Raw genomic sequence first — 22,881 nt, 5'->3', positions numbered from 1 at the left:
CGGGCAGCTCGCCCCGGTCCCGCCCCTTTCAGCCTGCCGCCTCCGACGACGGCGTCACACCCACTCGGGCTTGTTCTCCTTCGCCACGCGGGTCAGCACGTCGTAGGTCGCGACGATCTCATCGTGCTGGTTGTGCAGCACGGTGTCCCAGCGGACCTCGCCGTAGTCGTCGGTCTCGCGCGGGATGATCTGCTTCGCGGTCAGGGTCACCCGGATCGAGTCGTCGTAGGTCACCGGGGTCTGGAAGGAGAGGTTCTCCAGGCCGGTGTTCGCCAGCACAGGCCCCGGGGCAGGCTCGACGAAGAGCCCGGCCGCCCAGGCCACGAGGAGATACCCGTGGGCGACCCGGCGCGGGAAGAACGGGTTCGCCGTCGCCGCCTCCTCATTGGTGTGGGCGTAGAAGGTATCGCCGGTGGACTCGGCGAAGGAGGTGATGTCCTCCAGCGCCACGGTGCGAAGCCCTGAGGCGAACTGATCGCCGATGCGCAGCTCCGCGAGGGATTTCCGGAACGGGTGCACGGCGGTGCCGTCGGCCACGGTCTCCGGGGTTGCGGTGACCGCCTTGGCGCCACGGTGCCAGACCCCGGTGACCCCGGTGAGCAGGTCCGGGGAGCCCTGGACGGCGGTGCGCTGCATGTAGTGCTTGACCGCGCGGATGCCGCCGAGCTCCTCGCCGCCGCCGGCCCGTCCGGGTCCGCCGTGGACCAGGTGCGGCAGCGGAGAGCCGTGACCGGTGGAGGTCTTGGCGTCGTCCCGGTCGAGGAAGAGCACCCGACCGTGGTGGGAGGCGATGCCGCGGGCGAACTCGGCGGCGATCTCCGGGTCGTGGGTGCAGACCGTGGCGACCAGGGAGCCGCCGCCGAGGGCGGCGAGGTCTACGGCGTCGTCGATGTCCGCGTAGCCGAGCACCGAGGTGACCGGCCCGAAGGCCTCCACCGAGTGCACCGCAGGAGTGCGGGCTTCGGCGAAGGAGAGCACGGTGGCCGGGAAGAAGGCCCCGAGCGCCGGATCGGCGGAGCCGGTGCCGGACTCAGGTCCGCCCACCCGGACGGTGCCGCCGGCGCTGACCAGGGTGTCCACCGCGCGGGCGACCTCGTCGCGCTGGTCGTTCGAGGCCAGCGGGCCCATGGTGGTCTCAGCATCGCGCGGATCGCCGAGCACCACGCGGGAGTCCAGCCGGGTGCGCAGCGCCTCCACCACCGGGTCCACCTGGGCCGAGGGCACGATGACGCGGCGGATCGCGGTGCACTTCTGTCCGGTCTTCGCCGTCATCTCCAGGGTCACCGACTTGATGAAGGCGTCGAACTCCACCGTGTCCGGGCCGGCGTCGGGGCCCAGGATCGCGGCGTTGAGCGAGTCGGTCTCCGCGGTGAAGCGCACACCCTGGTTCGCGACATTGTCATGGGAGCGCAGCAGCTGCGCGGTGTTGGCCGAGCCGGTGAAGGCGACGTGGTCGCGGTGATCCAGGTGGTCCAGCAGGTCCCGGGCGGAGCCGGAGATCAGCTGCAGCGCACCGGCGGGGATCAGTCCGGAGTCGATCATCAGCCGCACACAGGCTTGGGTGACGTAGGCGGTCTGCGAGGCGGGCTTCACGATGGTCGGCACGCCGGCGATGAAGCTGGGCGCGAACTTCTCCAGCATTCCCCAGACCGGGAAGTTGAAGGCGTTGATCTGCACCGCGACACCGGTGAGCCGGGTGTAGATGTGCTCGCCGAGGAAGGATCCGTCGCGGGAGAGCTGCTCCACCGCTCCGTCGACGATGACGTTGGCGTTGGGCAGCTCCTTGCGCCCCTTGGAGGAGAAAGTCCGGATGGTGCCGATGCCGCCGTCCACGTCGATCAGGTGGTCGCGGCGGGTGGAGCCGGTGCGGTCGGAGAGCTCGTAGAGCTCTTCGCGGTGCTCATGGAGGTAGGCGGCGAGGTGCTTGAGCCGCAGCGCGCGCTGGTGGATGGTCAGCTGCCCCAGGCTCTGCTGGCCGACCGAGCGGGCGTGCGCCACGGCGGCACCGGTGTCCAGTCCCTCGGTGGAGACCAGGCAGACCGGCTCAGAGGTGGAGGCGTCAAGGATCTCGCTGACCTTGCCCGGGGACTCCGGGGTCCACCAGGAGTCCTGGATGTAGCTGGGCAGGAGACGGGGAGCCGCAGATGTGTCAGTGGCAGCCATGGGGTCCTCTCAACGACAGATAGAACTGACCGAACGGTCGGTAATTATCTCCATCCTAGCCCGGGAACCGCCAATGTGACACCCAGCACAGAAATCGGGCCACGGCCTCGCGGCCTCGGCCAGTCAGAGACTCCAGCTCAGCCCGCGCGCCTCACCCGTGGCGCGTCACCGCTTCAGGTTCACGACCGTCCGGCCGCGGACCTGGCCGGCGAGGATCTGCTCGGCCTGGTCGAACACCCCGTCCAGGGCGATCTCCTGGGTCATCTCATCGAGCAGCTCCACGGGCAGGTCACTGGCCAGCCGGCCCCAGGCCTGTGCGCGCAGCGCAGGTGTCGCGGTCACCGAGTTGATCCCGGCGAGGGTGACCCCGCGCAGGATGAAGGGCATCACCGTGGTGGGCAGGTCGTGGCCCTGGGCCAGCCCGCAGCTGGCGACGGTGCCGCCGTCGTCGGTCTGGGAGAGGATGTTCGCCAGGGTCGCCGATCCGGCGGAGTCGATCCCACCGGCCCAGCGCCGCTTCTGCAGCGCCGGACCGGCCTCGGCGAAGTCCTTCCGGTCCAGCAGCTCAGCCGCGCCGAGGTGGCGCAGGTATTCGCCCTCCTCCTGAGCCCGGCCGGTCACCGCGGTGACCTGGTATCCGAGCTGGTTCAGCACCGCGATCGCCACCGAGCCGACGCCGCCGGCTGCACCGCTGACGACGACGGCGCCCGCCTCGGGCCGCACCCCGCCGTGTTCCAGCGCGAGCACCGCGAGCATCGCGGTGAACCCGGCGGTGCCGATCGCTGCGGCCCGCCGGGGGCTCAGCCCCTCGGGGAGCTTGACCAGGTATTTCGCGGAGACCCGGGCACGCTCGGCCAGTCCGCCGTGGGCGGCCTCGCCGATTCCGCCGCCGGTGAGCACCACGACGTCGCCCGAGCTGAAGCTCGGATCGGCCGAGGCGGTGACCTCGCCGACCAGGTCGATGCCGGGGATCAGCGGCGAGGTCCGCGCCACGCCGGGCTTCCCGGCCAGGGCGAGCCCGTCCTTGTAGTTGATCCCGGAGTAGTGCACGGCGATGTCCACCGGGGCGTCTCCCCCGGCGCCGTCGAGGAAGTCCTCGGACAGGTCCCTCAGCGTCGCCTCATGGGCCTGGACGCGTCCGCGCTCGAGGGTCTGTTCGATCAGGGCTGCTCGGAACGTCATGAAGGTCTCCTTGGCATCGGGTGCTCGTATTGGGTGTGGTCGTCGAAGATCAGGGCGGTCTGTGAGGACTGCACGCAGGACAGCGACTGGATCCGTTCGAAGACCACGCGGCGCAGCTCTTCCACGGTGCGGGTCCGCACCAGCAGCACCGCGTCGTACTGTCCGCCGACCAGTGCCAGGTGTCGCACCGCGGGCTCATCGGCGAGCGCCCCGCGCAGCACCTCCCAGTCATCCTGCTTAAGCGTGAGGAAGACGTAGGCGGCGGTGGACATTCCGGCGGCCCGGGGGTCGATCACCGCGGTGTAGCCCTGGAGCACCCCGGCCGCGCGCAGCCGGGATATCCGCTCGTAGGCGTTGGCGCGGGACAGGTGCAGCCCGGAGGCCAGGGCGCTCACCGACTGGCGGGCGTCCTGGCTCAGCGCATGCAGTATCCGATGGTCCACGGAGTCCAGCGAGATCTCACCTCGCGCCGCCTCGTCTCGCTCATCACCCATAGTTCTGGACGATACCAGCCGTGGCGCACCTCACACGAGCAGTTCGTCCAGCCTGCGGCGACCCCCGGCGGACCCCGTCTCGGATGTGCCGGCGCAGTGGTCTCTCGACGGCGGCCTGGGCCACACTCATAACAAGAGTGTGATGCACGACACCTGCAGCAGAGACTTTCAAGGAGGACTCGCGATGACCAGCGAGACGCGGGACGGGACCCCAATTCAGGGCTCCCACATCAAGGAGACGAGCAGCAGCTTCGGGATCACCCCCGAGCAGTACATGCTCCCGGCAGCCCAGCAGATCAGGATGCTCGACCCCGAGGGGCAGCTGATCCCGGAGGAGGCCCAGGGCACCAGCCCGGGGCATGAGTATCCGATCCCGGAGGATGACGCGCTGCTGGCCGCCTACGAGGCGCTGGTGGTCGGCCGTCGGGTCAACGACCAGAACTATGCGCTGGTCCGCCAGGGCCGGCTCGCGGTCTACCCCTCCTCCCACGGCCAGGAGGCCTGCCAGGTCGGTGCCGCCCTTGCACTGGGCACCGGAGACTGGATGTTCCCCACCTACCGCGACACTGTCGCCACGATCACCCGCGGGGTGGACCCGCTGGAGGTCATGGTCTCCTTCCGCGGGGACTGGCACTGCGGCTATGACCCGCTGCAGTACAAGATCGCCCCGCTCTCGACCCCGCTGACCACCCAGCTGCTCCACGCGGTGGGCGTCGCCCACGCGGCGAAGCTGCGCGGCGAGGACACGGTGGTGCTGGCGATGTGCGGCGACGGCGCGACGAGTGAGGGCGACTTCCACGAGGCGCTGAACTTCGCCGCCGTCTTTGAGGTTCCGGTGGTCTTCTTCGTGCAGAACAACGGCTACGCCATCTCGGTGCCGCTCTCGGCGCAGACCGCTGCGCCGTCGCTGGCACACAAGGCCATCGGCTACGGCATGGCCGGGGAGCAGGTGGACGGCAACGACATGGTGGCCGTGCTGGCCACGCTGCGCCGCGCCGTCGACCTGGCTCGGAAGAACTCCATGCCGCTGCTGCTCGAGGCCATCACCTACCGGATGCAGGCCCACACCAACGCCGACGACGACTCCCGCTACCGCGAGTCCGCCGAGGTCGAGCAGTGGAAGCAGCGTGACCCGCTGCTGCGCATGCGGACCTTCCTCACCGAGCGCGGCGTTCTGGACGCCGAGGCCGAGACCCGGATCAGCGGCAAGGCCGAGGAGGTCGCGGCCGCGCTGCGTCTGGCGATGACCACCGAGCCGGAGATGGACCCGCTGGAGATCTTCGACCACGTCTATGCCGCCCCCACAGCCCAGCTGCGCGAACAGCGCGCCAAGCTGGCCGATGAGCTCGAGCGAAGCCAGGAGGGCTGACCCATGGCCAACACCACCACCGCGCCCACCGGCGCCACCACCACCGCGACCGCCAGCGCCGCCAAGCCCACCACCTTCGCGGCGGCGCTGAACACTGCGATGTCCGACGCCATGGAGGGTGACCGCACGGTCTGCGTCTTCGGCGAGGATGTGGGCACCCTCGGCGGCGTCTTCCGGATCACCGACGGGCTGACCCAGCGCTTCGGCGCCGACCGCTGCTTCGACACCCCGCTGGCCGAGTCAGGCATCGCCGGCATGGCCACCGGCATGGCGATCAACGGCATGCGCCCGGTGGTCGAGATGCAGTTCGACGCCTTCGCCTACCCTGCGCTGGAACAGATCTTCAGCCACATCGCCAAGACCGCCAACCGCTCCCGCGGACGGGTCCGCCTGCCGCTGGTCATCCGAATCCCCTACGGCGGCGGAGTCGGCGGGGTCGAGCATCACTGCGACTCCTCCGAGGCCTACTACGCGCACACCCCAGGGCTGAAGATCTATACCCCGGCCACGGTCAGCGACGCCTATCTGATGCTGCGCGAGGCCATCGACTCCCCGGACCCGGTGATCTTCTTCGAGCCGAAGAAGCTCTACTGGACCAAGGAGGTTGTGGATCTCAGCGCGCTGCGCACCCAGTACGAGGACGCGGCGCAGGATGAGTCCGCGCCCTCGGCGGGAGTCGGGGCGCAAGGCCGCGCCGTCGTCGTCCGTGAGGGCACAGACGTCTCGCTGATCAGCTACGGCCCGAGCGTGTCCACCGCGCTCAAGGCCGCCGAGGCCGCCGCCGAGGACGGGATCTCCGCGGAGGTCCTGGACCTGCGCAGCATCGTGCCCTTCGACGACGCCGCCCTGGAGGCCACCGTGACCAAGACCGGCCGTGCGGTGGTGATCGCCGAGGCGCAGGGCTTCGTCTCGGTGGCCGCGGAGATCGTGACGCGGATCCAGGAGCGCAGCTTCCACTCGCTGTCCTCACCGGTCAAGCGAGTCACCGGGTTCGACATCCCCTATCCGTCGCCGAAGCTCGAGGAGCACCACCTGCCCAGCGTGGACCGCATCCTGGACGCGCTCGACGAGCTGCAGTGGGAGGACTGAGATGACCACCTTCAACCTGCCCGACCTGGGCGAGGGCCTCACCGAGGCCACCCTGCTGAGCTGGCTCGTGGCCGAGGGCGACGTGATCGTGGTGGATCAGCCCATCGCCGAGGTCGAGACCGCCAAGTCCGCCATCGAGGTGCCCACCCCCTACGCCGGGGTGGTCACCAAGCTCCACGGCGCCGTGGGCGAGACCCTGATCGTGGACGAGCCGCTGATCACCGTGGCTGCCGAGGGCGACGCCGACTCGAAAAGCTCCGCTGGCTCCGGCGCAGCCTCCAACGGCACCACCGACGCCGGGGCGCTGAGCTACCGGGAGGAGGAGCGCGCCGGCACGGTGCCCGCCACCGGATCGGTCACCGACCCCGCCGCCCCTGACGCCGCCGCCGCTGAGGAAGAGGGCTCGGGCAACGTCCTGATCGGCTACGGCACCTCCACTGCGAAGAGCAGCGGACGACGACGCCGTCGCAGCGGCGCCTCCCGCCAGGTCGCCACCGGCGGTGCAGCTGCTGCGGCGGGTTCTTCCTCGGCACCGGCTCCGGCGCCCGACTCGGCTCCCTCCACCGCCGGTTCAGCGCAGAAGGCCCCTCGGGTGTCCTCCCCGCTGGTGCGGCGGCTGGCTCGCGAGCATTCGCTCAGCTTGAACGCGCTCACCGGCTCCGGTCCGGACGGGATGATCCTGCGCGCCGATGTGCTCGCCGCGATCGACTCCTCCACCCAGACGACCGGCGCACAGGAAGCCTCGGCCCCGGCGGAAGGCGCTGCGCCCGGCGCGGATGCTGCGGCGTCGGACGCTGCTCATTCCTCTGCAGGCTCATCCCGGCCGACCGCAGGCTCGACCAGCACCGGTGCGAATCCCCCTGCCCCCGGTGGGCTTGAGGTCCGCGAGCGCGTCCCGATGTCCGGGATGCGCAAGGCGGTGGCCACCACGCTGACCCGGTCGCGCCGGGAGATCCCGGAGGCCACCGTCTGGCAGGACGTGGACATGACCGAGGTCCTCGCGCTGCGCGCCCGGCTGAAGGTCCAGGCCGAGAAGGACGGGACCACCGCGCCGTCGCTGCTGGCGCTGCTCAGCCGGTTCGTGCTGGCAGGGCTCTCCCGCTATCCCGACCTGGCCACGAGGCTCGAGGACACGGCCGCCGGTGCTCAGGAGATCGTCCACTACGACGGCGTGAATCTCGGCTTTGCGGCCCAGACGCCGGCAGGTCTGGTGGTTCCAGTGATCAGGCACGCCGAGCGGCTCTCCGCCCGAGCCCTGCACGGTGAGATCTCTCGACTCGTCGGCGAGGCCCGCGAGGGCAAGATCTCGGGCAAGGAGCTCACCGGCGGCACCTTCACGGTGAACAACTACGGGGTCTTCGGCTCCGACGGCGCCACCCCGATCATCAACCACCCGGAGGTCGGGATCCTCGGCATCGGCCGGATCCTCGACCGGGCCTGGGCGGTGGACGGGGAGCTGGCGGTGCGCAAGGTCGCCACGCTGACCATCGCCTTCGACCATCGGGTATGCGACGGCGGGACCGCCGGCGGGTTCCTGAACTTCGTGGCCACCTGCTTGGAGGACCCGTCCTCCGCGCTGGCGGACCTCTGAAGCCAGGACCCCTGAGGGCAGGACCCCTGAGGACGGAACGCCTGAGACAGGGCGCCTGCCCTTCTACACGCTGCACCATTGAGGGATGAGCAGGACGAGCCGGGGCCGACAGGATCTGTCGGCCCCGGCTTCTTGCCTAGACTGGGCCCTTTCCCGTGCGAAGGAGACTTACATGACCGGAGATCCCCAGGCCGCAGACCCCGCCGGCGAAGAGCTCGACGCCTCGATCCCTGCGCGCACATCATCCTCGGGCCCGCGCTCCTACGACCAGCCCGCGGCCTATCAGTCGATGCCCGGAGGTCCGCTGGATCCGGATCGCAGCTTCTACGACGCCGTGGCCGCTGCCGAACGGACGCTGGCCCGGGAGTTCGAGATCCCGGTCCGCTCCGGGCACGCCTGGGAGGTCAAGGCCGGCTCGATCGTGAGGATCAACGCCGTAGAGGGCCCGCAGGTCGGTGACCTGAACCTGTGGAACCTGCACAACCCACGGGAGCGGTTCTGGGCCTCCCGCACCCGGCAGCTGCAGCGCGCCTCGATGACCACCTATGACCGGTTCTGGTCCACGCTGCCCTACCTGCGGCCCATGGCCACCGTGATCGGGGACTCCCTGGCCGATCATCCCGACGCCGAGGTCATCCACGACCTGCTGGGCACGCGCTGCGACCCGTACGTGAATCGGATGCTGGCCGGCGAGGACTTCGACTATCACTGCCATTCCAACCTCACCCGGGCGGTCCTGGACCACGGGCTCACCGAGTCTGACGTCCACGACGTGCTCAACGTCTTCCAGTTCGCCGGTCTGAACGAGGACCGCGAGTACTTCATGGACACCTGCCCCACCCAGCCGGGCGACTACTTCGAGTTCTTCGCCGAGACCGATCTGCTCTGCGCCCTCTCCACATGCCCCGGCGGGGACCTCTCGGTGCACATGTGGGGCCCCGAAGCGGCAAGCACCGAGGAGCAGCTCGAGCACTGCCACCCGCTGGGCGTGCAGGTGTTCTCCCTCCCGGACGAGGCGCTGAGCGCCTGGCAGCCTCCGGAGATCGCGCAGTACCGCGGTCGACGTGGTCGCCATGGACTGATCGCGCCCCCGCACGGCGGACGGGTGGCCCCTCGCCCCTGACACGACGACGGGCCCGCACCTGGTCTCTGAAGACCGGTGCGGGCCCGTCGGCACGGGAGGACCTGCTACTTGACGTCCTCGTCCACCCAGTCGAAGGTCCGGGTCACGGCCTTCTTCCACAGCCGAAGCTGGCGGTCACGCTCAGCCTCGTCCATGGACGGCATCCAGCGCTTGTCCTCGGACCAGTTGGCCGCCAGCTCGTCGGTGTCGTTCCAGAAGCCGACCGCCAGGCCTGCCGCGTAGGCCGCGCCCAGCGCGGTGGTCTCCACGACCTTGGGACGCACCACGGGGATCCCGAGGATGTCGGCCTGGAACTGCATCAGTGCATCGTTGGCGACCATGCCGCCGTCGACCCGCAGGTCCTCCATGTCGACCCCCGCGTCGGCGTTCGCGGCGTCGAGCACCTCGCGGGTCTGGAAGGCCGTGGCCTCCAGCGCCGCCCGGGCGATGTGACCCTTGTTCACGAAGCGGGTGAGGCCGACGATGACGCCGCGCGCCTCGCCCCGCCAGTAGGGAGCGAACAGGCCCGAGAAGGCCGGCACCACGTAGACCCCGCCGTTGTCCTCAACGGACTCGGCCAGGGTTTCCACCTCAGGGGCGGTCTTGATGAAGCCCAGGTTGTCGCGCAGCCACTGGATCAGTGAACCTGTCACCGCGATCGAACCTTCAAGGGCGTACACCGGCTTGGCATCTCCCAGCTTGTAGCAGACGGTGGTGAGCAGACCGTTTTCGGAACGGACGATCTCCTCGCCGGTGTTCACGATCAGGAAGTTGCCGGTGCCGTAGGTGTTCTTGGCCCCGCCCTTCTCGAACGCCGCCTGCCCGAAGGTCGCGGCCTGCTGGTCACCGAGGATGCCGGCCACCGGCGTCTCACGCAGCAGCTGTGCGCCGTGGACCTTGCCGTAGACCTCCGAGGAGGACTTGATCTCGGGCAGCATCGACCGGGGCACTCCGAAGGCCTCCAGGAGCTCGTCATCCCATGAGAGGGTCTCCAGGTCCATGAACATGGTCCGCGAGGCGTTGGTGACATCGGTGATGTGCACACCGCCTTCGGTGCCGCCGGTGAGGTGCCAGGTGATCCAGGAGTCGGTGTTGCCGAAGAGCAGGTCGCCCGCCTCGGCCCGCTCGCGGACGCCCTCGACGTTGTCGAGGATCCACTTCACCTTGGTGCCCGAGAAGTAGGTGGCCAGGGGCAGACCGACCTTGGCCTTGAAGCGCTCCACCCCGCCGTCGGCGGCGAGCTCATCGACGATCGACTGAGTGCGAGTATCCTGCCAGACGATCGCGTTGTACACCGGATCCCCGGTGTTCTTGTCCCAGACCACGGTGGTCTCGCGCTGGTTGGTGATGCCCACAGCGGCGATGTCGTGCCGGGTGAGGTTCACCTTGGACAGTGCGTTGCCGATGACCTCTCTGGTGTTGTTCCAGATCTCCATCGGATCATGCTCGACCCATCCGGCCTTGGGGAAGATCTGCTCGTGCTCCTTCTGCCCTGAGGACACGATGTTCCCGGTGTGATCGAAGATGATGGCCCGGCTCGAGGTCGTTCCCTGGTCGATCGCAATAACGTACTTCGACATGTTCTTCTCCTCTTTGAGTGATGTTTTTGTCGATGATGATGGTGCTGGCAGCCGCTGGACCGCCGTTCACTGCTCTCCGCGCTCAGGCGACGGCGGGGAAGCTGACCACCATAGCCAGCAGGCCGCCGAGGGCGCCGCCGATCAGGGGGCCGAGCACCGGCACCCAGGCGTAGGACCAGTCGCTGCCACCCTTGCCCTTGATGGGCAGCAGTGCGTGGACGATCCTGGGTCCAAGGTCACGTGCGGGGTTGATGGCGTAGCCGGTGGGCCCGCCGAGGGAGGCGCCGATGCCGACGACCAGCAGCGCCACCGCGAGCGGTCCCAGACCTGAGGGCGTGCTCCCCTGCGCGATGATCACGAAGACCAGCACGAAGGTGCCCACGATCTCAGTCGCCAGGTTCCACGGGGCAGACCTGATGGCCGGGCCGGTGGAGAAGACACCGAGCTTCGTGGCGGGGTCCGGCTCGGCGTCGAAATGCTGCTTATATGCCAGGTAGCACAGCACGGCACCGATCATGGCGCCGAGCATCTGCGCCGCGAAGTAGAGCACCACGTTGAGCAGCGTCTTGTCGATGTCGGGGCCCAGAGTGGCCGTATCTGCGTTGACCAGCAGTCCCACCGTCACGGCGGGGTTCAGGTGCGCGCCGGAGAGCGCCGCGACGTAGACGCCGGCGAAGACGCCGAGCCCCCAGCCGAAGTTGACCATCAGAAATCCGCCGTTGTTGCCCTTGGTGCCCCGCAGTGCGACGTTGGCGACGACGCCGCCGCCGAGCAGCAGCAGCAGCATGGTGCCGAATGTCTCGGCGACGAATGCTTCTAGAGACATCGTTGGCTCCTTTCGTTATTCATTTCTTCCAGGATGTACCCGTCGGGCTTCTGCCCGGCGGGGTCAGGCCACCAGATCCTTGAGCTCGACGGTGTGCCACTCACGCAGCACTCGTCGGGCGTGTTCGATCTCATCGGCTTGTGTCTGTGCGTCCCAGCCGAGCAGCGGAGCCAGGCTTTCGGCCAGCTCGCGCAGCAGCTCTGCAGTGACAAGTCCTCGGAAGGCCAGGGAGGTGCGACGGATCAGCACGTCGATCAGGTGACCGATCTGTTCGTGCTTCACCATGTAGGCGAGCTCGCGCTGGCTCAGCTCCGAGGTGGAGTCCAAGTTGGTGTCAGTTCCTGCGCGCAGGTGGTCGATGACGTCGGCGGCGCGGGTCCCGTACCTGATCAAGAGCCCTTCCACCCGCTCGGCGGAGAGACCGTCCCCGGCGTGGGCCATGACCCAGGCCTTCTCGGCGGAGGCCGTCTTGGGGAAGCCTTCGCCGCCGCCGATGGCGAGGCCGGCGGTGCTGACCGTGCGGCGCTTGCCGAGCACCTCGAGCACGTCGTCGGTCATGTGCTCCGAGAGCGCGCGGAAGGTGGTCCACTTGCCGCCGACCAGGCTGAGCGTGGTCACCGAACGGTCTCCGACGCGGTCCTCGCGCTTCTCGATGCGGTAGTCCCGTGAGACGAACCCGGGCTGGGTCTCGTCGTGACGGGGCAGCGGCCGGACGCCGGAGAAGCTGTAGACGACGTGTCCGTGCTCCACCGTGATCTTCGGGAAGACCTGCCCGATGAGATCGATGAAGTAGTCGACCTCTTCGGGGGTGCAGACGGCGGGCTCGTTCACGTCGACGTCGATGTCTGTGGTGCCGACCAAGACCCGGTCCTCGATGGGGTAGATCAGCACGATTCGACCGTCGGTGTTCTCGAAGAACATCTCGCGGCCCGCGCAGGCCGCCAGCAGCTCGGGGTGATCGAGCACGATGTGGGAGCCCTTGGTTCCGCCCATGAAGGCGCTGGGCTCGCCGAGGGACTCGTTGGTCCCATCGACCCAGGCTCCGGTGGCGTTGACCACCACGTCGGCGGTGAACGGGAACTCCTCTCCGGTCAGCTCATCGCGCAGCGTCACGGTCTCACCGCTGCGGCCCACCGCGCTGACGTAGTTCGTGGCGCGGACCTCAGGGTTGGCGTTGAGCCCGTCGCGCAGCACATCCAGGGTCATCCGCTCCGGGTTGTGCACCGAGGCGTCGAAGTAGGTGGCGGTGTAGCGGACGTCGGGACGCAGGTCGGGCAGCTGCGCGAGGGAGGCGCGTCGTCCGGCGAAGCGGTGGCGCGGAACGGCGCCGCCGTCACGGGAGAACCAGTCGTACATGGTCAGTCCGGCTTTGATCAGGAACGCGCCGCGTTCCCGCGGCTGACCCTGCTGGCGGTGTGTGATGAACCGCAGAGGGGCGGCGAGGATCCCGGAGAAGGTGCTGAAGATCGGGATGGTGGTCTGCAGCGGCTTGACGTAATGCGGTGCAGTCTTCAACAGGCCGTTGCGCTCGACCACGGATTCGCGGACCAGTCGGAACTCGCCGTTCTCCAGGTAGCGGATTCCGCCGTGGATCATGTGCGAGGAGGCCCCGGATGCACCCTCGCAGTAGTCACCGCGCTCCACGAGCGCCACATCCACTCCTTGGAGCGCCAGGTCCCGGAAGGTCCCGACGCCGTTGATGCCGCCGCCGATGATCAACACCGAGGACCGGGGATTCTCGCGAAGCTGCCGCACCTCTCGTCTTTCACCAGCGGTGCGGGTGTTTCCATCGATCCCAATTGTGTCGGCCATCACATTCTCCTCGAGGTGTCAGGGGGTGCATCGGCGTCTGCGGTGCGCATGAGACCACTCTTGAAAGAATGCAAAGATTAGTCAATGCTGATGCACAGACGTGCACAAACAAGGGAGTGAGTTACCGGTGAACCTGTCATCTGAGGGCGAGCGAGAGGACTCCGGTGCACGTTATTCCACCGAGGGCGGACAGCGATCCCGGAGCGCAGATGCCCTGCGGGCCGCCCAGATGTACTACCTGCAGGACCTGACCATGAACGCCATCGCGCGTGAGCTTCGCACGTCTCGCTCCACGGTCTCGCGGCTGCTCTCGATGGCGCGCGACACGGGTCTGGTGGAGATCCAGGTCAACAATCCCCGGCACCGTGCACCGTCGTTGGAGAATGAGATCCGGCGCCGGTTCGGCGTGGAGGCCCATGTGGTGCCGGTCTCCGAGATGGTCACCGATTCAGAGGTGCTGGACCGGGTGGCGATCCAGGCCGCCCGCACCATCGGGCCGCTGGTGGACTCCAACGCCATCGTCGGCGTCGCCTGGGGCTCCACGCTGAGTGCGGTCAGCCAGCACCTGACGAAGAAGAGCACCCACGACAGCACCATCGTGCAGCTCAACGGCGCCGGCAACACCCAGACCACGGGGATCGCCTATGCCAGTGAGATCCTGCGTCGGTTCGGTCAGGCCTACGGCGCCAGGGTGGAGCAGTTTCCGGTGCCGGCCTTCTTCGACCACGCCGAGACCAAGACCGCGATGTGGGCCGAACGCAGCGTGATCCGGATCCTCGAGCTGCAGCAGCGCATGACGATGGCGATCTTCGGCGTCGGGTCCACCCATTCCGGGATCCCCAGTCATGTCTATTCGGGCGGGTATCTCGACGACGCGGACCTGCGCGCGCTGAGTGCAGAACGGGTGGTCGGGGACGTGGCGACGATGTTCTTCCGCGCCGATGGAAGTCATCGCGATCTGCGGATCAATCAGCGCAGCACGGGCCCCGATCTTGATCTGCTGAGACAGGTGCCGCGGCGGATCTGCGTCGTCTCGGGCGAGTCGAAGATCAGCGGGCTGTGCGGGGCCCTGGCCGCCGGGCTCCCCACCGACCTCATCCTCGATGAGGCCTCGGCCCGCTGGTTGGTCCAGAGCGAGGGTCTCTGACCGGGGCGGGCTCGATGCCGGATCGCGCGGGCCCCAATGATCACTCCGCCGGGTAGTCGTAGAAGCCCTTGCCGGACTTCTTCCCGAGCTCGCCGCGGGCGACCATGTCACGCATCAGCTGCGGCGGCGCGAAGCGCTCCCCCAGCTGGGACTCAAGGTACTCCGCGATGCCCAGCCGCACGTCCAGGCCGACGATGTCGGTCAGCGCGAGCGGCCCGATCGGGAACTTGTAGCCGAGCACCATCGCGTTGTCGATGTCTGCCGGGGCGGCCACGCCTTCCTCGACCATCCGGATGGCTTCGAGCCCGATCGCCACACCGAGCCGGGAGGAGGCGAAGCCCGGCGCGTCTTTGACCACCACCGGGGTCTTGCCCAGGGCCTCGACCCAGCGCGGGCTCAGCGCGGCGAGCTCCTCCCCGGTGCGCTCGGCGAGCACCACCTCCACCAGCTTCGAGGCCGGCACCGGATTGAAGAAGTGCAGTCCGCAGAACCGCTCGGGCCGCTCGAGGCGTTCGGCGAGCGCGGTGATGGACAGTGATGAGGTGTTGGTGGCCAGCCAGGCCTCCGGCGCCAGCTGGGCCTCGGCCCGGCGCAGCGAGTCCACCTTGAGCGTCATGTCCTCGGGCACCGCCTCCACGACCAGGCCGCAGCGCGCGAACGCCGTGACATCAGCGGTGGCGGTGAGCCGGTCCGCCCAGCTGGCCAGCTCGCCCGCGATCTTGCCGCGGGTCAGCGAGGCCTCGAGGTCCTTGGTGATCCGGGCGGCTGCCGTCTGCGCCGCCTCCTCGGTGATGTCGACGACGACGACCTCCTCGGCCCCGGCGACGAGAAAGGCGTGGGCGATCCCTGCGCCCATCCGCCCGCCGCCCAGCACTCCGACGGCCGCGGGGAAGAGCTGGGTCGCGGGGCGTGCAGCTGGGCTCTGGGCATCGGGGCCTGTTGCTGGGCTCGGGGCGCTCATCGGTCGTCTCCTGGGGTCGGTTCTGGCGTGGCGGCGGCCTTGGCCTCTCGACGGTCCAGGAACGCCTGCATCCGGTCGAACTTGGCTTCGGATTCGAACAGGATCGCCTGGGCGAGGTTGTCGATCTGCGGGTGGGCCTCGCGCGGCATGGAGAAGACCTGCTTGCTGATCCGCACGGCGAGCGGGTCCTGCTTGGCGATCCGGTCCGCGAGGGCGTGGGCAGCGTCGAGCAGCGCGTGCGCGGGGTGCACCGCGTTCAGCAGTCCGTGGTGCAGGGACTCCTGGGCGTCGAGGATCCGACCGGTCAGCAGGATCTCTTTGGCGATGCCCTCCCCGGCGAGTTCGCGCAGCCGCCAGAGGGCTCCTGCGGCGGGGATGATGCCCAGGCCGGTCTCAGGCTGGCCGATCTTGACCTCGGGGGTGCCGAGCCGGAAGTCCGCGGCCCAGGCCAGTTCGGCGCCGCCGCCCAGGGCGTAGCCGTCCAGCGCGGCGATCACCGGCATGGGCAGCTTGGCCAGGCGTTCGAAGGCGGTGGAGTTGACCCCGCGCAGGGCGTCGGCACGTCGTCGCTCCTTGAGCTGCTCGATGTCGGCGCCCGAGGCGAAGATGCCTCTGCCCCCGGATTCGGTGCCGGAGAGGATCAGCACCTTCGGGTGCTGCTCCAGGTGCGCGCAGACCCCGTGCAGCTCGGTGATCATGGTGGCGTCGATGGCGTTGCGGACCTCGGGGCGGTCCAGCTGGGCGTGCAGCCGGTCAGCGGACTCGGTGATTCGCAGTGTCGTATAGTGCTCGGCGTCGAGCAGCGTGGGTTCTGGTGCGCTCATAACCTCAGACCTTCTCCAGCAGCAGGGCGGAGCCCTGGCCGACGCCCACGCACATGGTGGCGAGCCCGCGGGCCACGCCTTCGTCCTCCATCCGCCGCGCCAGAGTGAGCACGATCCGGCAGCCGGAGGAGCCCAGCGGGTGGCCCAGAGCGATCGCGCCGCCGTCGGCGTTGACGATGGCAGGGTCCAACCCGAGCCGGCGCATGCTGGCCAGCGACTGGGTCGCGAAGGCCTCGTTGAGCTCCACCGCTCCGAGGTCCTCGATGCTCCAGCCCGCACGGTCGAGCGCCTTGGCCGTCGCGGGGACCGGGCCCATGCCCATGATCTCCGGGGCCAGCCCGGCGCTGGCTCCGCCGGCGATGCGTGCCCGCGGGGTCAGCCCATACTTCTTCACCGCCGCCTCGGAGGCGACGATCACCGCGGAGGCGCCGTCGTTGAGCGAGGAGGCGTTGCCGGCGGTGACCACGGAGCCTCCGGCGACGACGGGGCGCAGCCCGGCCAAGGACTCGACGGTGACCCCGCGTCGGGGGCCCTCGTCGGTGTCCACCACGGTGACCGCGCCCTTGCGACCATGGACCTCGACCGGGGTGATCTCTCGGGCCAGACGATCGGCGTCGATGGCGGCGAGCGCGCGGCGCTGGGACTCGACGGCGAAGGCGTCGGCGTCTTCCCGGGTGACGCCTTCGACGCGGGCGACCTCCTCGGCGGTCTCGGGCATGGAGAAGGTGCGCTTCTCGATGGCCTTGAACTCAGGGTTGGTGAACCGCCAGCCGATGGAGGTGTCGACCACCTCTCCGGGCTTGCCGAAGGCGGTGGTGGGCTTGGCCATCACCCAGGGGGCGCGGGACATGGACTCCACTCCCCCGGCGACGACGATGTCCGCCGCGCCGGCGGCGATCATGTGCTGGGCCTGGGAGATCGCGCTCATGCCCGAGGCGCACAGTCGGTTCACGGTGATGCCCGGGACGGTGTCCGGGAATCCGGCGAGCAGCCAGGCCATCCGGGCGACGTTGCGGTTCTCCTCCCCGGCGCCGTTGGCGTTGCCGAGGATCACCTCGTCGACGTCGGCAGGGTCGATGCCGGACTCCTGGACCACCTGGCGCACCACCAGGGCCGCGAGATCATCGGGACGGACCATCGACAGCGCACCGCCGTAGCGGCCGACGGGGGTGCGGGTGCCGGAGACAAGATATACAGGGCTGATCGCCACGTCATGCGCCTTTCACAGGAATAACTGACCGATCGTTCACCTGTACTCTTCCACGAGTGCACTGTGGGGTCAATCACAGCATGTGGCTGTCGGTGGCCCACAATGGAGAGCATGAGCGAAATCATTGCTGGCATCACCATTCCCGACTCCCCGATGGCGCGCGAGGCGACGGAGCTTCTCCGCGACGTGGCCGCACCGCTGGTCTTCCACCACTCCCGACGGGTCTACCTCTTCGGCTCGCTGCGCGGCGAGGCGCTGGGCACCAGCGCGGATCCGGAGCTGCTCTATATCGGGGCGATGTTCCACGATCTCGGGCTCACCGAGACCTACCGACGCACCGACCAGCGCTTCGAGATCGACGCCGCTGACGAGGCCCGCCGCTTCCTGCTCACCCACGGGATCCCCGAGGCGGACGCGCAGAAGGTGTGGAACGGCATCGCGCTGCACACCACCCCGGAGATCCCGCTGCACATGGACCCGGAGGTCGCACTGGTGACCCGTGGCGTCGAGCTCGACGTACTGGGCCTGGGCTACGACGCGATCACCGAGGAGCAGCGCGCCGCCGTCGTCGAGGCTCACCCCCGGCCGGACTTCAAGAACGAGATCCTCGCGGCGTTCACCGAGGGACTCAAGGACCGGCCGGAGACCACCTTCGGCAACGTGAAGGCCGATGTGCTCGCGCACTTCCTGCCCGGCTTCGAGCGCGGGGACTTCGTCGAGGTCATCCGCACCTCGCCCTGGCCCGAGTAGGAACCGGCTGAGCCGGCTGCGCCGGGCCAGGGACGGCGACGTGGCGGAACAGCGGCGCAGCGGTGCGGCGGGTTACTGCAGCAGCGTCTTGTCGTCGACCACGGCGCCCTTGAGCTTGCCGAACTCGGCGAGCAGGTCCTGCGGGGTCATCTGCGCCTTCTGCTCGGCGCTGACGTCGAGGATGATGCGACCCTCGTGCATCATGATCAGCCGATTGCCGACCTCCAGAGCCTGGACCATGTTGTGCGTGACCATCAGCGTGGTCAGACCCTTGTCCTCCACCACGCTGCGGGTGAGCCGGGTGACCAGCTCCGCGCGCTGCGGATCCAGTGCCGCGGTGTGCTCGTCGAGCAGCAGCACGCGCGGGTCCGAGTACGTGGCCATGAGCAGGCTCAGCGCCTGGCGCTGGCCGCCGGAGAGCAGCCCAACCTTGGTCTTCAGGCGTCCCTCCAGGCCCAGCTCCAGCTGCTTGAGCGCCTCGGCGAAGCGGTCCCGCTTGGACTTGGTCACCCCGCGAGAGAGCCCGCGCGGACGCCCCCGGCGGTCGGCCAGGGAAAGGTTCTCCTCGATGCTGAGATTCGGAGCGGTGCCTGCCATCGGGTCCTGGAAGACCCGGCCGATCTGCGCCGCCCGCTGGTGCTCCTTGAGCCGGCTGACATCGGTGCCGTCGAGGGAGACCACACCGGTGTCCTGGTGGATGCGTCCCGCGACGGTGTTGAGCAGGGTGGACTTGCCCGCGCCGTTGGAGCCGATGACGGTGACGAAGTCACCCTCCTTGAGCTCCAGGTTCACGTCCACCAGCGCGCGGCGCTCGTTGACGGTGTGCGGGAAGAACGTCTTGGAGACTGAGGCGATGTTCAACATGTCAGGCTCCCTTCTCGGCCGAGGTCTTGGGCAGGTGGGCGTCTGATGTGGTCGCGGGTGCGGCGGCGTCCGCCAGCGGCGAGGGGCTCTTACGTCTCAGGCTCAGCTTCGAGAAGCCCTTCCACTGGGGCAGCAGCAGGGCCGCGACGACCAGGATCGCCGACATCAGCTTCATGTCGTTGGGGTTGAGCCCGACGTTGAGCGCGAGCTGGATCGCCAGGCGGTAGACCACTGCGCCGAGGATCACGGCGAGCGTGGCCTGGATGACGCTGCGGCTGCCGAAGATGGCCTGGCCCACGATCACCGAGGCGAGTCCGACCAGGATCAGACCGATGCCCATGCCGATGTCGGCGAAGCCCTGGTGCTGGGCGACGACGGCGCCGGCGATGCCGACGAGTCCGTTCGAGAGCATCAGGCCGATGATCTTCTGCCGGTCGGTGCTGACCGCGAAGGAACTGATCATCTGCTCGTTGTCGCCGGTGGCACGCAGCGCCAGCCCGTTGTCCGTCTGCAGGTACCAGTCCATGATCAGCTTGAAGATCAGCGCGACGGCGGCCAGAACGGCCACCGACGTCCAGCCCACACCGGTGAAGCCGCGCATCATCGAGATGACGGTGTCCTGGCCGAGCAGGGGCACGTTGGCCCCGTCCATGATGCGCAGGTTGATGGAATAGAGCCCGATCATCGTCAGGATCCCCGCCAGCAGCCCGTTGATGTTGCCCTTGGTGTGCAGCAGGCCGGTGATCATTCCGGCGAGGCTGCCGACCACGAAGGCCGCGGCGGTGGCCAGGAAGGGGTCCACCTCGTTGGTGATCAGGATGGCCGCCGTCGCCGCACCGGAGGTGAAGGATCCGTCTACGGTCAGGTCGGGGAAGTTCAGAATCCTGAAGGTCAGGTACACGCCCAGGGCCATGATCGCGTAGATCAGCCCGAGCTCGAATGCTGTGATCATGTGTCCTCATTTGTCGTCGCGGCCGGATCATCGGCCGTCGGCGGGTCCACGTCCACTCAGCCGGCGGGCGCCGGTGCAGCCTGGTGCGGCTGTCCCGGCGCCCTGCCTGGTGGTCATCTGTCAGTCATAGCCGCGTGCAGCGGCCGTGTCACAGCCGCGCGCAGCGGCCGGAGGGGGCGAGTCGAGTCACCCGCGCGGGGTCACTCCTCGTCTTCTGCATCCTCTTCACCGGCGGCCTCGTCAGCCTCGGCGGGGTCCTCGGCGTCGACATCCTCGCCGACGACCGTGTCCGCGCGATCCAGAAGCTCCTGGTCCAGCTCGACACCCATGGCCTCGGCGGCCTCAGGGTTGACGATCAGCTGCAGGGTCTCCTGAGTCTCCACCGCCATGGACGCCGGATCCTCGCCGTCCTCGAGGATCCGCAGCGCCATCTCCCCGGCCTGGCGGCCGAGGTCGGCGTAGTTGATGCCGTAGGTGGCCACAGAGCCGCGGATGACCGAGTCACCCTCGGAGGCGATCACCGGGATGGAGTTCTGCTGTCCGTACTGCAGCACGGACTCCAGGGCCGAGACGACAGCGTTGTCGGTCGGGACCCAGATCGCATCGACGTCGAGGGACTCCACGCCCTGCTGGACCTCGGAGGAGTTCGAGATGGTCGCCTCCTGGATCTCCAGGCCGAGCTCGTCGGCCGCCTCCTGGGCGAGCTCCACCTGTACCGCCGAGTTGGACTCGCCCGAGGAGTAGACGATGCCCACCGTCTCGGCGTCGGGGGCGATCTCCTGGAGCAGCTCGAACTGCTCCATCACCGGGTTCAGGTCGGAGGCACCGGTGATGTTGGCACCGGGCTCCTCCCAGGAGTCCACCAGGCCGGCTTCCTCCGGGTCGGTGACCGCGGAGAACACGATCGGCTTGTCAGTGATCGCCTGGGCCGCGGCCTGGGCGGTGGGGGTGGCGATGGCATGGACCAGGTCCATGTCTGAGCTGGCGAAGGTCCCGGCGATGTTGCTCGCCGTGGCCTGCTCGCCCTGGGCGTTCTGCTCATCCCATTCCACCTCGACGCCGGCGTCCTCGAACGCTGCCTTGAAGCCGTCGCGGGCTTCGTCGAGTGACGGGTGGGAGACGATCTGAGTGATGCCGATCGAGTAGCTGCCGCCTTCTTCGCCGGCCTCACCCTCGGTGCCTTCGCCTTCGGTGTCGCCGCCGCAGGCGGTGAGCATCAGGGCACTGGCGGCAAGCGCCGCCGAGAGCCTCATAGTTGTGCTGCGTGATCGCATAGGTGCTCCTCATCTAGGTGCATCATCCGTCGGTGGGTCTCACCGGCGTGATGCTGTGCGTGATTCATGTGGTGCGTGATTCAGGTGGTGCGGGTGATCCTGCGGTGTTTCTGGTGCTGCGAATAATCCCTGCGTTTCCGCGATGTGGAAAAGAGATTATCCTGCTCCAGGTCTGAGGGGCAGCAGGTCAGCGCGTGCCCGGGGTCTCCGAGAGTTCTTCGCGCTCGCTGTCGTCATTGAGGTTGATGCCCTGAAGCTTCTTCGGCACCATCGAGACGGCGATGAAGGAGATGATCGCCAGGATCGCGATGTAGACGCCGATCAGCCAGGACTGTCCGGTGGTGTTCAGGATGGTCTGGGCGATGGTGGCCGCGAAGGCGCCGCCGATGATCGAGCCCAGCGCGTAGCCGATCGAGACGCCCGAGAAGCGGATGTTGACCGGGAACATCTCGGCGTAGAGCGCCGACTGCGGGCCGTAGGACGGGCCCAGACCGATGGTGAGGATGAAGATCGCCAGCGCGAACAGCGGCAGCGAGGCGGTGTCGAGCAGGAACCACATCGGGATCGCCCAGACGATGATGATGCCGTAGCCGATCTGGAAGGTCTTGACACGTCCGATCCGGTCGGAGATGTATCCGCCGAAGAGCGTGAAGATGAACCAGCCGACGCCGCCGATCAGCGAGGCGATGAGGGTGTCATTGCGATCCATGCCAAGCGTGTTGACGCCGTAGGCGGCGAAGAAGGCGATCACCAGATAGCCTGCGGCGTTGTTCGCGGCGAAGATCAGCGCTGCCAGGAAGGTGTACTTCTTGTGCGTGGTCACCAGCTCCTTGAGCGGGGCCGAGGACTCCTTCTTGCGCTCCTTCATCTCCAGGAAGACCGGGGACTCGTCGACCTTGAGCCGGATGAAGAAGCCCACGAGGATCAGCACGAAGGAGAACAGGAACGGCACGCGCCAGCCCCAGGAGATGAACTGCTCCTCGGTGGTCATGGCATTGAGCGCGAACATGAATCCGGTGGCAAGGAGCATGCCCAGAGGGACACCGATCTGCGGGTAGGCCCCGAAGAGTCCGCGCTTGTGGCGGGGAGCATGTTCGACGGCGAGCAGGGCCGCCCCGCCCCATTCGCCGCCGGCCGAGAGGCCCTGCAGCACGCGGAGCACGATGAGCAGGGTCGGCGCCATGACTCCCCAGGCCGCGTAGGTGGGAAGCAGGCCGATGAGCACCGTGGCTCCACCCATGCCCATCAGCGTGATCACCAGGACCACCTTGCGGCCGTAGCGGTCCCCGATCATGCCGGCGAGGATCGCGCCGAGCGGGCGGAAGAGGAAGGAGATGCCGACCGAGGCCCAGGCGACGATCTGCGCCAGGGCGGCGTTGTCCTCACCGAGCGGCTCGAAATACAGCACCGCCAGCACGAAGCCTGCGGCCTGAGCGTAGATGAAGAAGTCGTACCACTCGATGGTGGTGCCGACGAGTGTTCCCGCGAGGACCTTCTTCTCCTCGCGAGTCAGGTCATGCCCCTCGCTGCTGAGGTAGGTGGTCTGGCTCATATCTGCTCCAAAGGCTGGACACGTCACGGTGACGTACGAGTGATTCTTGGGTAATGCTTGTGACCCAGGTCACGAACATGAGCGCCAATGTACCAGAATTAATGACCGAACGGTTGGT

19 protein-coding genes are annotated in these 22,881 nt (G+C 68.3%); 6 read left to right on the top strand and 13 right to left on the bottom strand.

The features are described 5' to 3' along the window. Positions 1-54: 54 nt before the first annotated feature. From paaZ to ACHAA4_RS10295, 3 genes are all read right to left on the bottom strand, one after another. Positions 55-2,163: a phenylacetic acid degradation bifunctional protein PaaZ gene (gene paaZ / locus ACHAA4_RS10305; protein ID WP_435774087.1), complete on the bottom strand. Its 2,109-nt coding sequence runs from the start codon at positions 2,161-2,163 to the stop codon at positions 55-57. A 165-nt stretch (positions 2,164-2,328) separates the two neighbouring features. Further along, on the bottom strand, positions 2,329-3,345 hold the full coding sequence (locus tag ACHAA4_RS10300; RefSeq protein WP_435774086.1) for an MDR family oxidoreductase: 1,017 nt from the start codon (positions 3,343-3,345) through the stop codon (positions 2,329-2,331). Next, complete coding sequence (locus ACHAA4_RS10295; protein WP_106122370.1) at positions 3,342-3,839, bottom strand: Lrp/AsnC family transcriptional regulator; 498 nt, start codon at positions 3,837-3,839, stop codon at positions 3,342-3,344. The genes ACHAA4_RS10300 and ACHAA4_RS10295 overlap by 4 nt, the downstream gene beginning before the upstream one ends. A 184-nt stretch (positions 3,840-4,023) precedes the next feature. On the opposite strand from ACHAA4_RS10295, the gene pdhA reads away from it, so the two are divergent. The 4 genes from pdhA (at position 4,024) to ACHAA4_RS10275 (ending at position 9,011) form a co-directional block, all read left to right on the top strand. After that, positions 4,024-5,208 (top strand): pyruvate dehydrogenase (acetyl-transferring) E1 component subunit alpha, encoded by a 1,185-nt coding sequence (gene pdhA, locus ACHAA4_RS10290; protein WP_435774085.1) that lies wholly within the window; start codon positions 4,024-4,026, stop codon positions 5,206-5,208. Positions 5,209-5,211: 3 nt separating this feature from the next. Continuing rightward, the gene (locus ACHAA4_RS10285; protein ID WP_435774084.1) at positions 5,212-6,297 is read left to right on the top strand and encodes an alpha-ketoacid dehydrogenase subunit beta; all 1,086 of its coding nucleotides are present in this window, start codon (positions 5,212-5,214) and stop codon (positions 6,295-6,297) included. Between the two features lies 1 nt (position 6,298). Continuing rightward, positions 6,299-7,888: a dihydrolipoamide acetyltransferase family protein gene (locus ACHAA4_RS10280; RefSeq protein ID WP_435774083.1), complete on the top strand. Its 1,590-nt coding sequence runs from the start codon at positions 6,299-6,301 to the stop codon at positions 7,886-7,888. Between the two features lie 172 nt (positions 7,889-8,060). After that, positions 8,061-9,011, top strand: coding sequence for an urea carboxylase-associated family protein (locus ACHAA4_RS10275; RefSeq protein WP_435774082.1), 951 nt, complete (start codon positions 8,061-8,063; stop codon positions 9,009-9,011). A gap of 65 nt (positions 9,012-9,076) precedes the next feature. Here ACHAA4_RS10275 and glpK read toward each other — a convergent pair whose 3' ends face one another. The 3 genes from glpK to ACHAA4_RS10260 all read right to left on the bottom strand — a co-directional run bounded on the left by glpK (position 9,077) and on the right by ACHAA4_RS10260 (position 13,229). Further along, positions 9,077-10,591 carry a glycerol kinase GlpK gene (gene glpK / locus ACHAA4_RS10270; protein ID WP_435774081.1) on the bottom strand — a complete coding sequence of 505 codons (1,515 nt, stop codon included), beginning with the start codon at positions 10,589-10,591 and terminating at the stop codon, positions 9,077-9,079. An 82-nt stretch (positions 10,592-10,673) separates the two neighbouring features. Further along, positions 10,674-11,417, bottom strand: a complete 744-nt coding sequence (locus tag ACHAA4_RS10265; RefSeq protein WP_435774080.1) for an MIP/aquaporin family protein — start codon at positions 11,415-11,417, stop codon at positions 10,674-10,676. 63 nt (positions 11,418-11,480) lie between these two features. Beyond that, positions 11,481-13,229 carry a glycerol-3-phosphate dehydrogenase/oxidase gene (locus ACHAA4_RS10260; protein ID WP_435774079.1) on the bottom strand — a complete coding sequence of 583 codons (1,749 nt, stop codon included), beginning with the start codon at positions 13,227-13,229 and terminating at the stop codon, positions 11,481-11,483. A 229-nt stretch (positions 13,230-13,458) separates the two neighbouring features. Here ACHAA4_RS10260 and ACHAA4_RS10255 point away from each other — a divergent pair, with 229 nt between their 5' ends. After that, positions 13,459-14,376, top strand: coding sequence for a sugar-binding transcriptional regulator (locus tag ACHAA4_RS10255; RefSeq protein WP_435774215.1), 918 nt, complete (start codon positions 13,459-13,461; stop codon positions 14,374-14,376). A gap of 40 nt (positions 14,377-14,416) precedes the next feature. Here the strand turns inward: ACHAA4_RS10255 and ACHAA4_RS10250 are convergent, their stop codons facing one another. The 3 genes from ACHAA4_RS10250 to ACHAA4_RS10240 all read right to left on the bottom strand — a co-directional run bounded on the left by ACHAA4_RS10250 (position 14,417) and on the right by ACHAA4_RS10240 (position 17,371). Then, on the bottom strand, positions 14,417-15,232 hold the full coding sequence (locus tag ACHAA4_RS10250) for a 3-hydroxyacyl-CoA dehydrogenase family protein (protein WP_435774214.1): 816 nt from the start codon (positions 15,230-15,232) through the stop codon (positions 14,417-14,419). A 101-nt stretch (positions 15,233-15,333) separates the two neighbouring features. Continuing rightward, on the bottom strand, positions 15,334-16,161 hold the full coding sequence (locus ACHAA4_RS10245) for an enoyl-CoA hydratase/isomerase family protein (protein WP_435774078.1): 828 nt from the start codon (positions 16,159-16,161) through the stop codon (positions 15,334-15,336). Between the two features lie 4 nt (positions 16,162-16,165). Then, entirely contained in the window at positions 16,166-17,371 is a 1,206-nt protein-coding gene (locus tag ACHAA4_RS10240; RefSeq protein WP_435774077.1) for a thiolase family protein, read from the bottom strand. A 111-nt stretch (positions 17,372-17,482) separates the two neighbouring features. Between ACHAA4_RS10240 and ACHAA4_RS10235 the strand changes: the two genes are divergently transcribed. After that, complete coding sequence (locus tag ACHAA4_RS10235) at positions 17,483-18,121, top strand: HD domain-containing protein (protein WP_435774076.1); 639 nt, start codon at positions 17,483-17,485, stop codon at positions 18,119-18,121. 72 nt (positions 18,122-18,193) lie between these two features. On the opposite strand, the gene ACHAA4_RS10230 is transcribed toward ACHAA4_RS10235, so the two are convergent. The 4 genes from ACHAA4_RS10230 to ACHAA4_RS10215 form a co-directional block, all read right to left on the bottom strand. Then, positions 18,194-18,985: an ABC transporter ATP-binding protein gene (locus tag ACHAA4_RS10230; protein WP_435774075.1), complete on the bottom strand. Its 792-nt coding sequence runs from the start codon at positions 18,983-18,985 to the stop codon at positions 18,194-18,196. A 1-nt stretch (position 18,986) separates the two neighbouring features. Then, positions 18,987-19,937 carry an ABC transporter permease gene (locus ACHAA4_RS10225; RefSeq protein ID WP_435774074.1) on the bottom strand — a complete coding sequence of 317 codons (951 nt, stop codon included), beginning with the start codon at positions 19,935-19,937 and terminating at the stop codon, positions 18,987-18,989. Between the two features lie 200 nt (positions 19,938-20,137). Further along, a complete protein-coding gene (locus ACHAA4_RS10220) occupies positions 20,138-21,211 on the bottom strand; it encodes an ABC transporter substrate-binding protein (RefSeq protein ID WP_435774073.1) in 1,074 nt (357 codons plus the stop codon). A gap of 187 nt (positions 21,212-21,398) precedes the next feature. Beyond that, on the bottom strand, positions 21,399-22,763 hold the full coding sequence (locus tag ACHAA4_RS10215; protein WP_435774072.1) for an MFS transporter: 1,365 nt from the start codon (positions 22,761-22,763) through the stop codon (positions 21,399-21,401). Between the last annotated feature and the right edge of the window lie 118 nt (positions 22,764-22,881).

This window comes from Nesterenkonia maliinae, from assembly GCF_051262655.1.
GTDB lineage: Bacteria > Actinomycetota > Actinomycetes > Actinomycetales > Micrococcaceae > Nesterenkonia.
The sequence above is the reverse complement of the archived record's forward strand: the minus strand, read 5'-3'. Positions and strand labels throughout refer to the sequence as shown.

Bases quoted from the DNA above. Each gene is read 5' to 3' on its own strand.
- paaZ (WP_435774087.1), bottom strand. From the start codon at position 2,163: ATGGCTGCCACTGACACATCTGCGGCTCCCCGTCTCCTGCCCAGCTAC.
- ACHAA4_RS10300 (WP_435774086.1), bottom strand. From the start codon at position 3,345: ATGACGTTCCGAGCAGCCCTGATCGAACAGACCCTCGAGCGCGGACGC.
- ACHAA4_RS10295 (WP_106122370.1), bottom strand. From the start codon at position 3,839: ATGGGTGATGAGCGAGACGAGGCGGCGCGAGGTGAGATCTCGCTGGAC.
- pdhA (WP_435774085.1), top strand. From the start codon at position 4,024: ATGACCAGCGAGACGCGGGACGGGACCCCAATTCAGGGCTCCCACATC.
- ACHAA4_RS10285 (WP_435774084.1), top strand. From the start codon at position 5,212: ATGGCCAACACCACCACCGCGCCCACCGGCGCCACCACCACCGCGACC.
- ACHAA4_RS10280 (WP_435774083.1), top strand. From the start codon at position 6,299: ATGACCACCTTCAACCTGCCCGACCTGGGCGAGGGCCTCACCGAGGCC.
- ACHAA4_RS10275 (WP_435774082.1), top strand. From the start codon at position 8,061: ATGACCGGAGATCCCCAGGCCGCAGACCCCGCCGGCGAAGAGCTCGAC.
- glpK (WP_435774081.1), bottom strand. From the start codon at position 10,591: ATGTCGAAGTACGTTATTGCGATCGACCAGGGAACGACCTCGAGCCGG.
- ACHAA4_RS10265 (WP_435774080.1), bottom strand. From the start codon at position 11,417: ATGTCTCTAGAAGCATTCGTCGCCGAGACATTCGGCACCATGCTGCTG.
- ACHAA4_RS10260 (WP_435774079.1), bottom strand. From the start codon at position 13,229: ATGGCCGACACAATTGGGATCGATGGAAACACCCGCACCGCTGGTGAA.
- ACHAA4_RS10255 (WP_435774215.1), top strand. From the start codon at position 13,459: ATGTACTACCTGCAGGACCTGACCATGAACGCCATCGCGCGTGAGCTT.
- ACHAA4_RS10250 (WP_435774214.1), bottom strand. From the start codon at position 15,232: ATGGGCGCAGGGATCGCCCACGCCTTTCTCGTCGCCGGGGCCGAGGAG.
- ACHAA4_RS10245 (WP_435774078.1), bottom strand. From the start codon at position 16,161: ATGAGCGCACCAGAACCCACGCTGCTCGACGCCGAGCACTATACGACA.
- ACHAA4_RS10235 (WP_435774076.1), top strand. From the start codon at position 17,483: ATGAGCGAAATCATTGCTGGCATCACCATTCCCGACTCCCCGATGGCG.
- ACHAA4_RS10230 (WP_435774075.1), bottom strand. From the start codon at position 18,985: ATGTTGAACATCGCCTCAGTCTCCAAGACGTTCTTCCCGCACACCGTC.
- ACHAA4_RS10225 (WP_435774074.1), bottom strand. From the start codon at position 19,937: ATGATCACAGCATTCGAGCTCGGGCTGATCTACGCGATCATGGCCCTG.
- ACHAA4_RS10220 (WP_435774073.1), bottom strand. From the start codon at position 21,211: ATGCGATCACGCAGCACAACTATGAGGCTCTCGGCGGCGCTTGCCGCC.
- ACHAA4_RS10215 (WP_435774072.1), bottom strand. From the start codon at position 22,763: ATGAGCCAGACCACCTACCTCAGCAGCGAGGGGCATGACCTGACTCGC.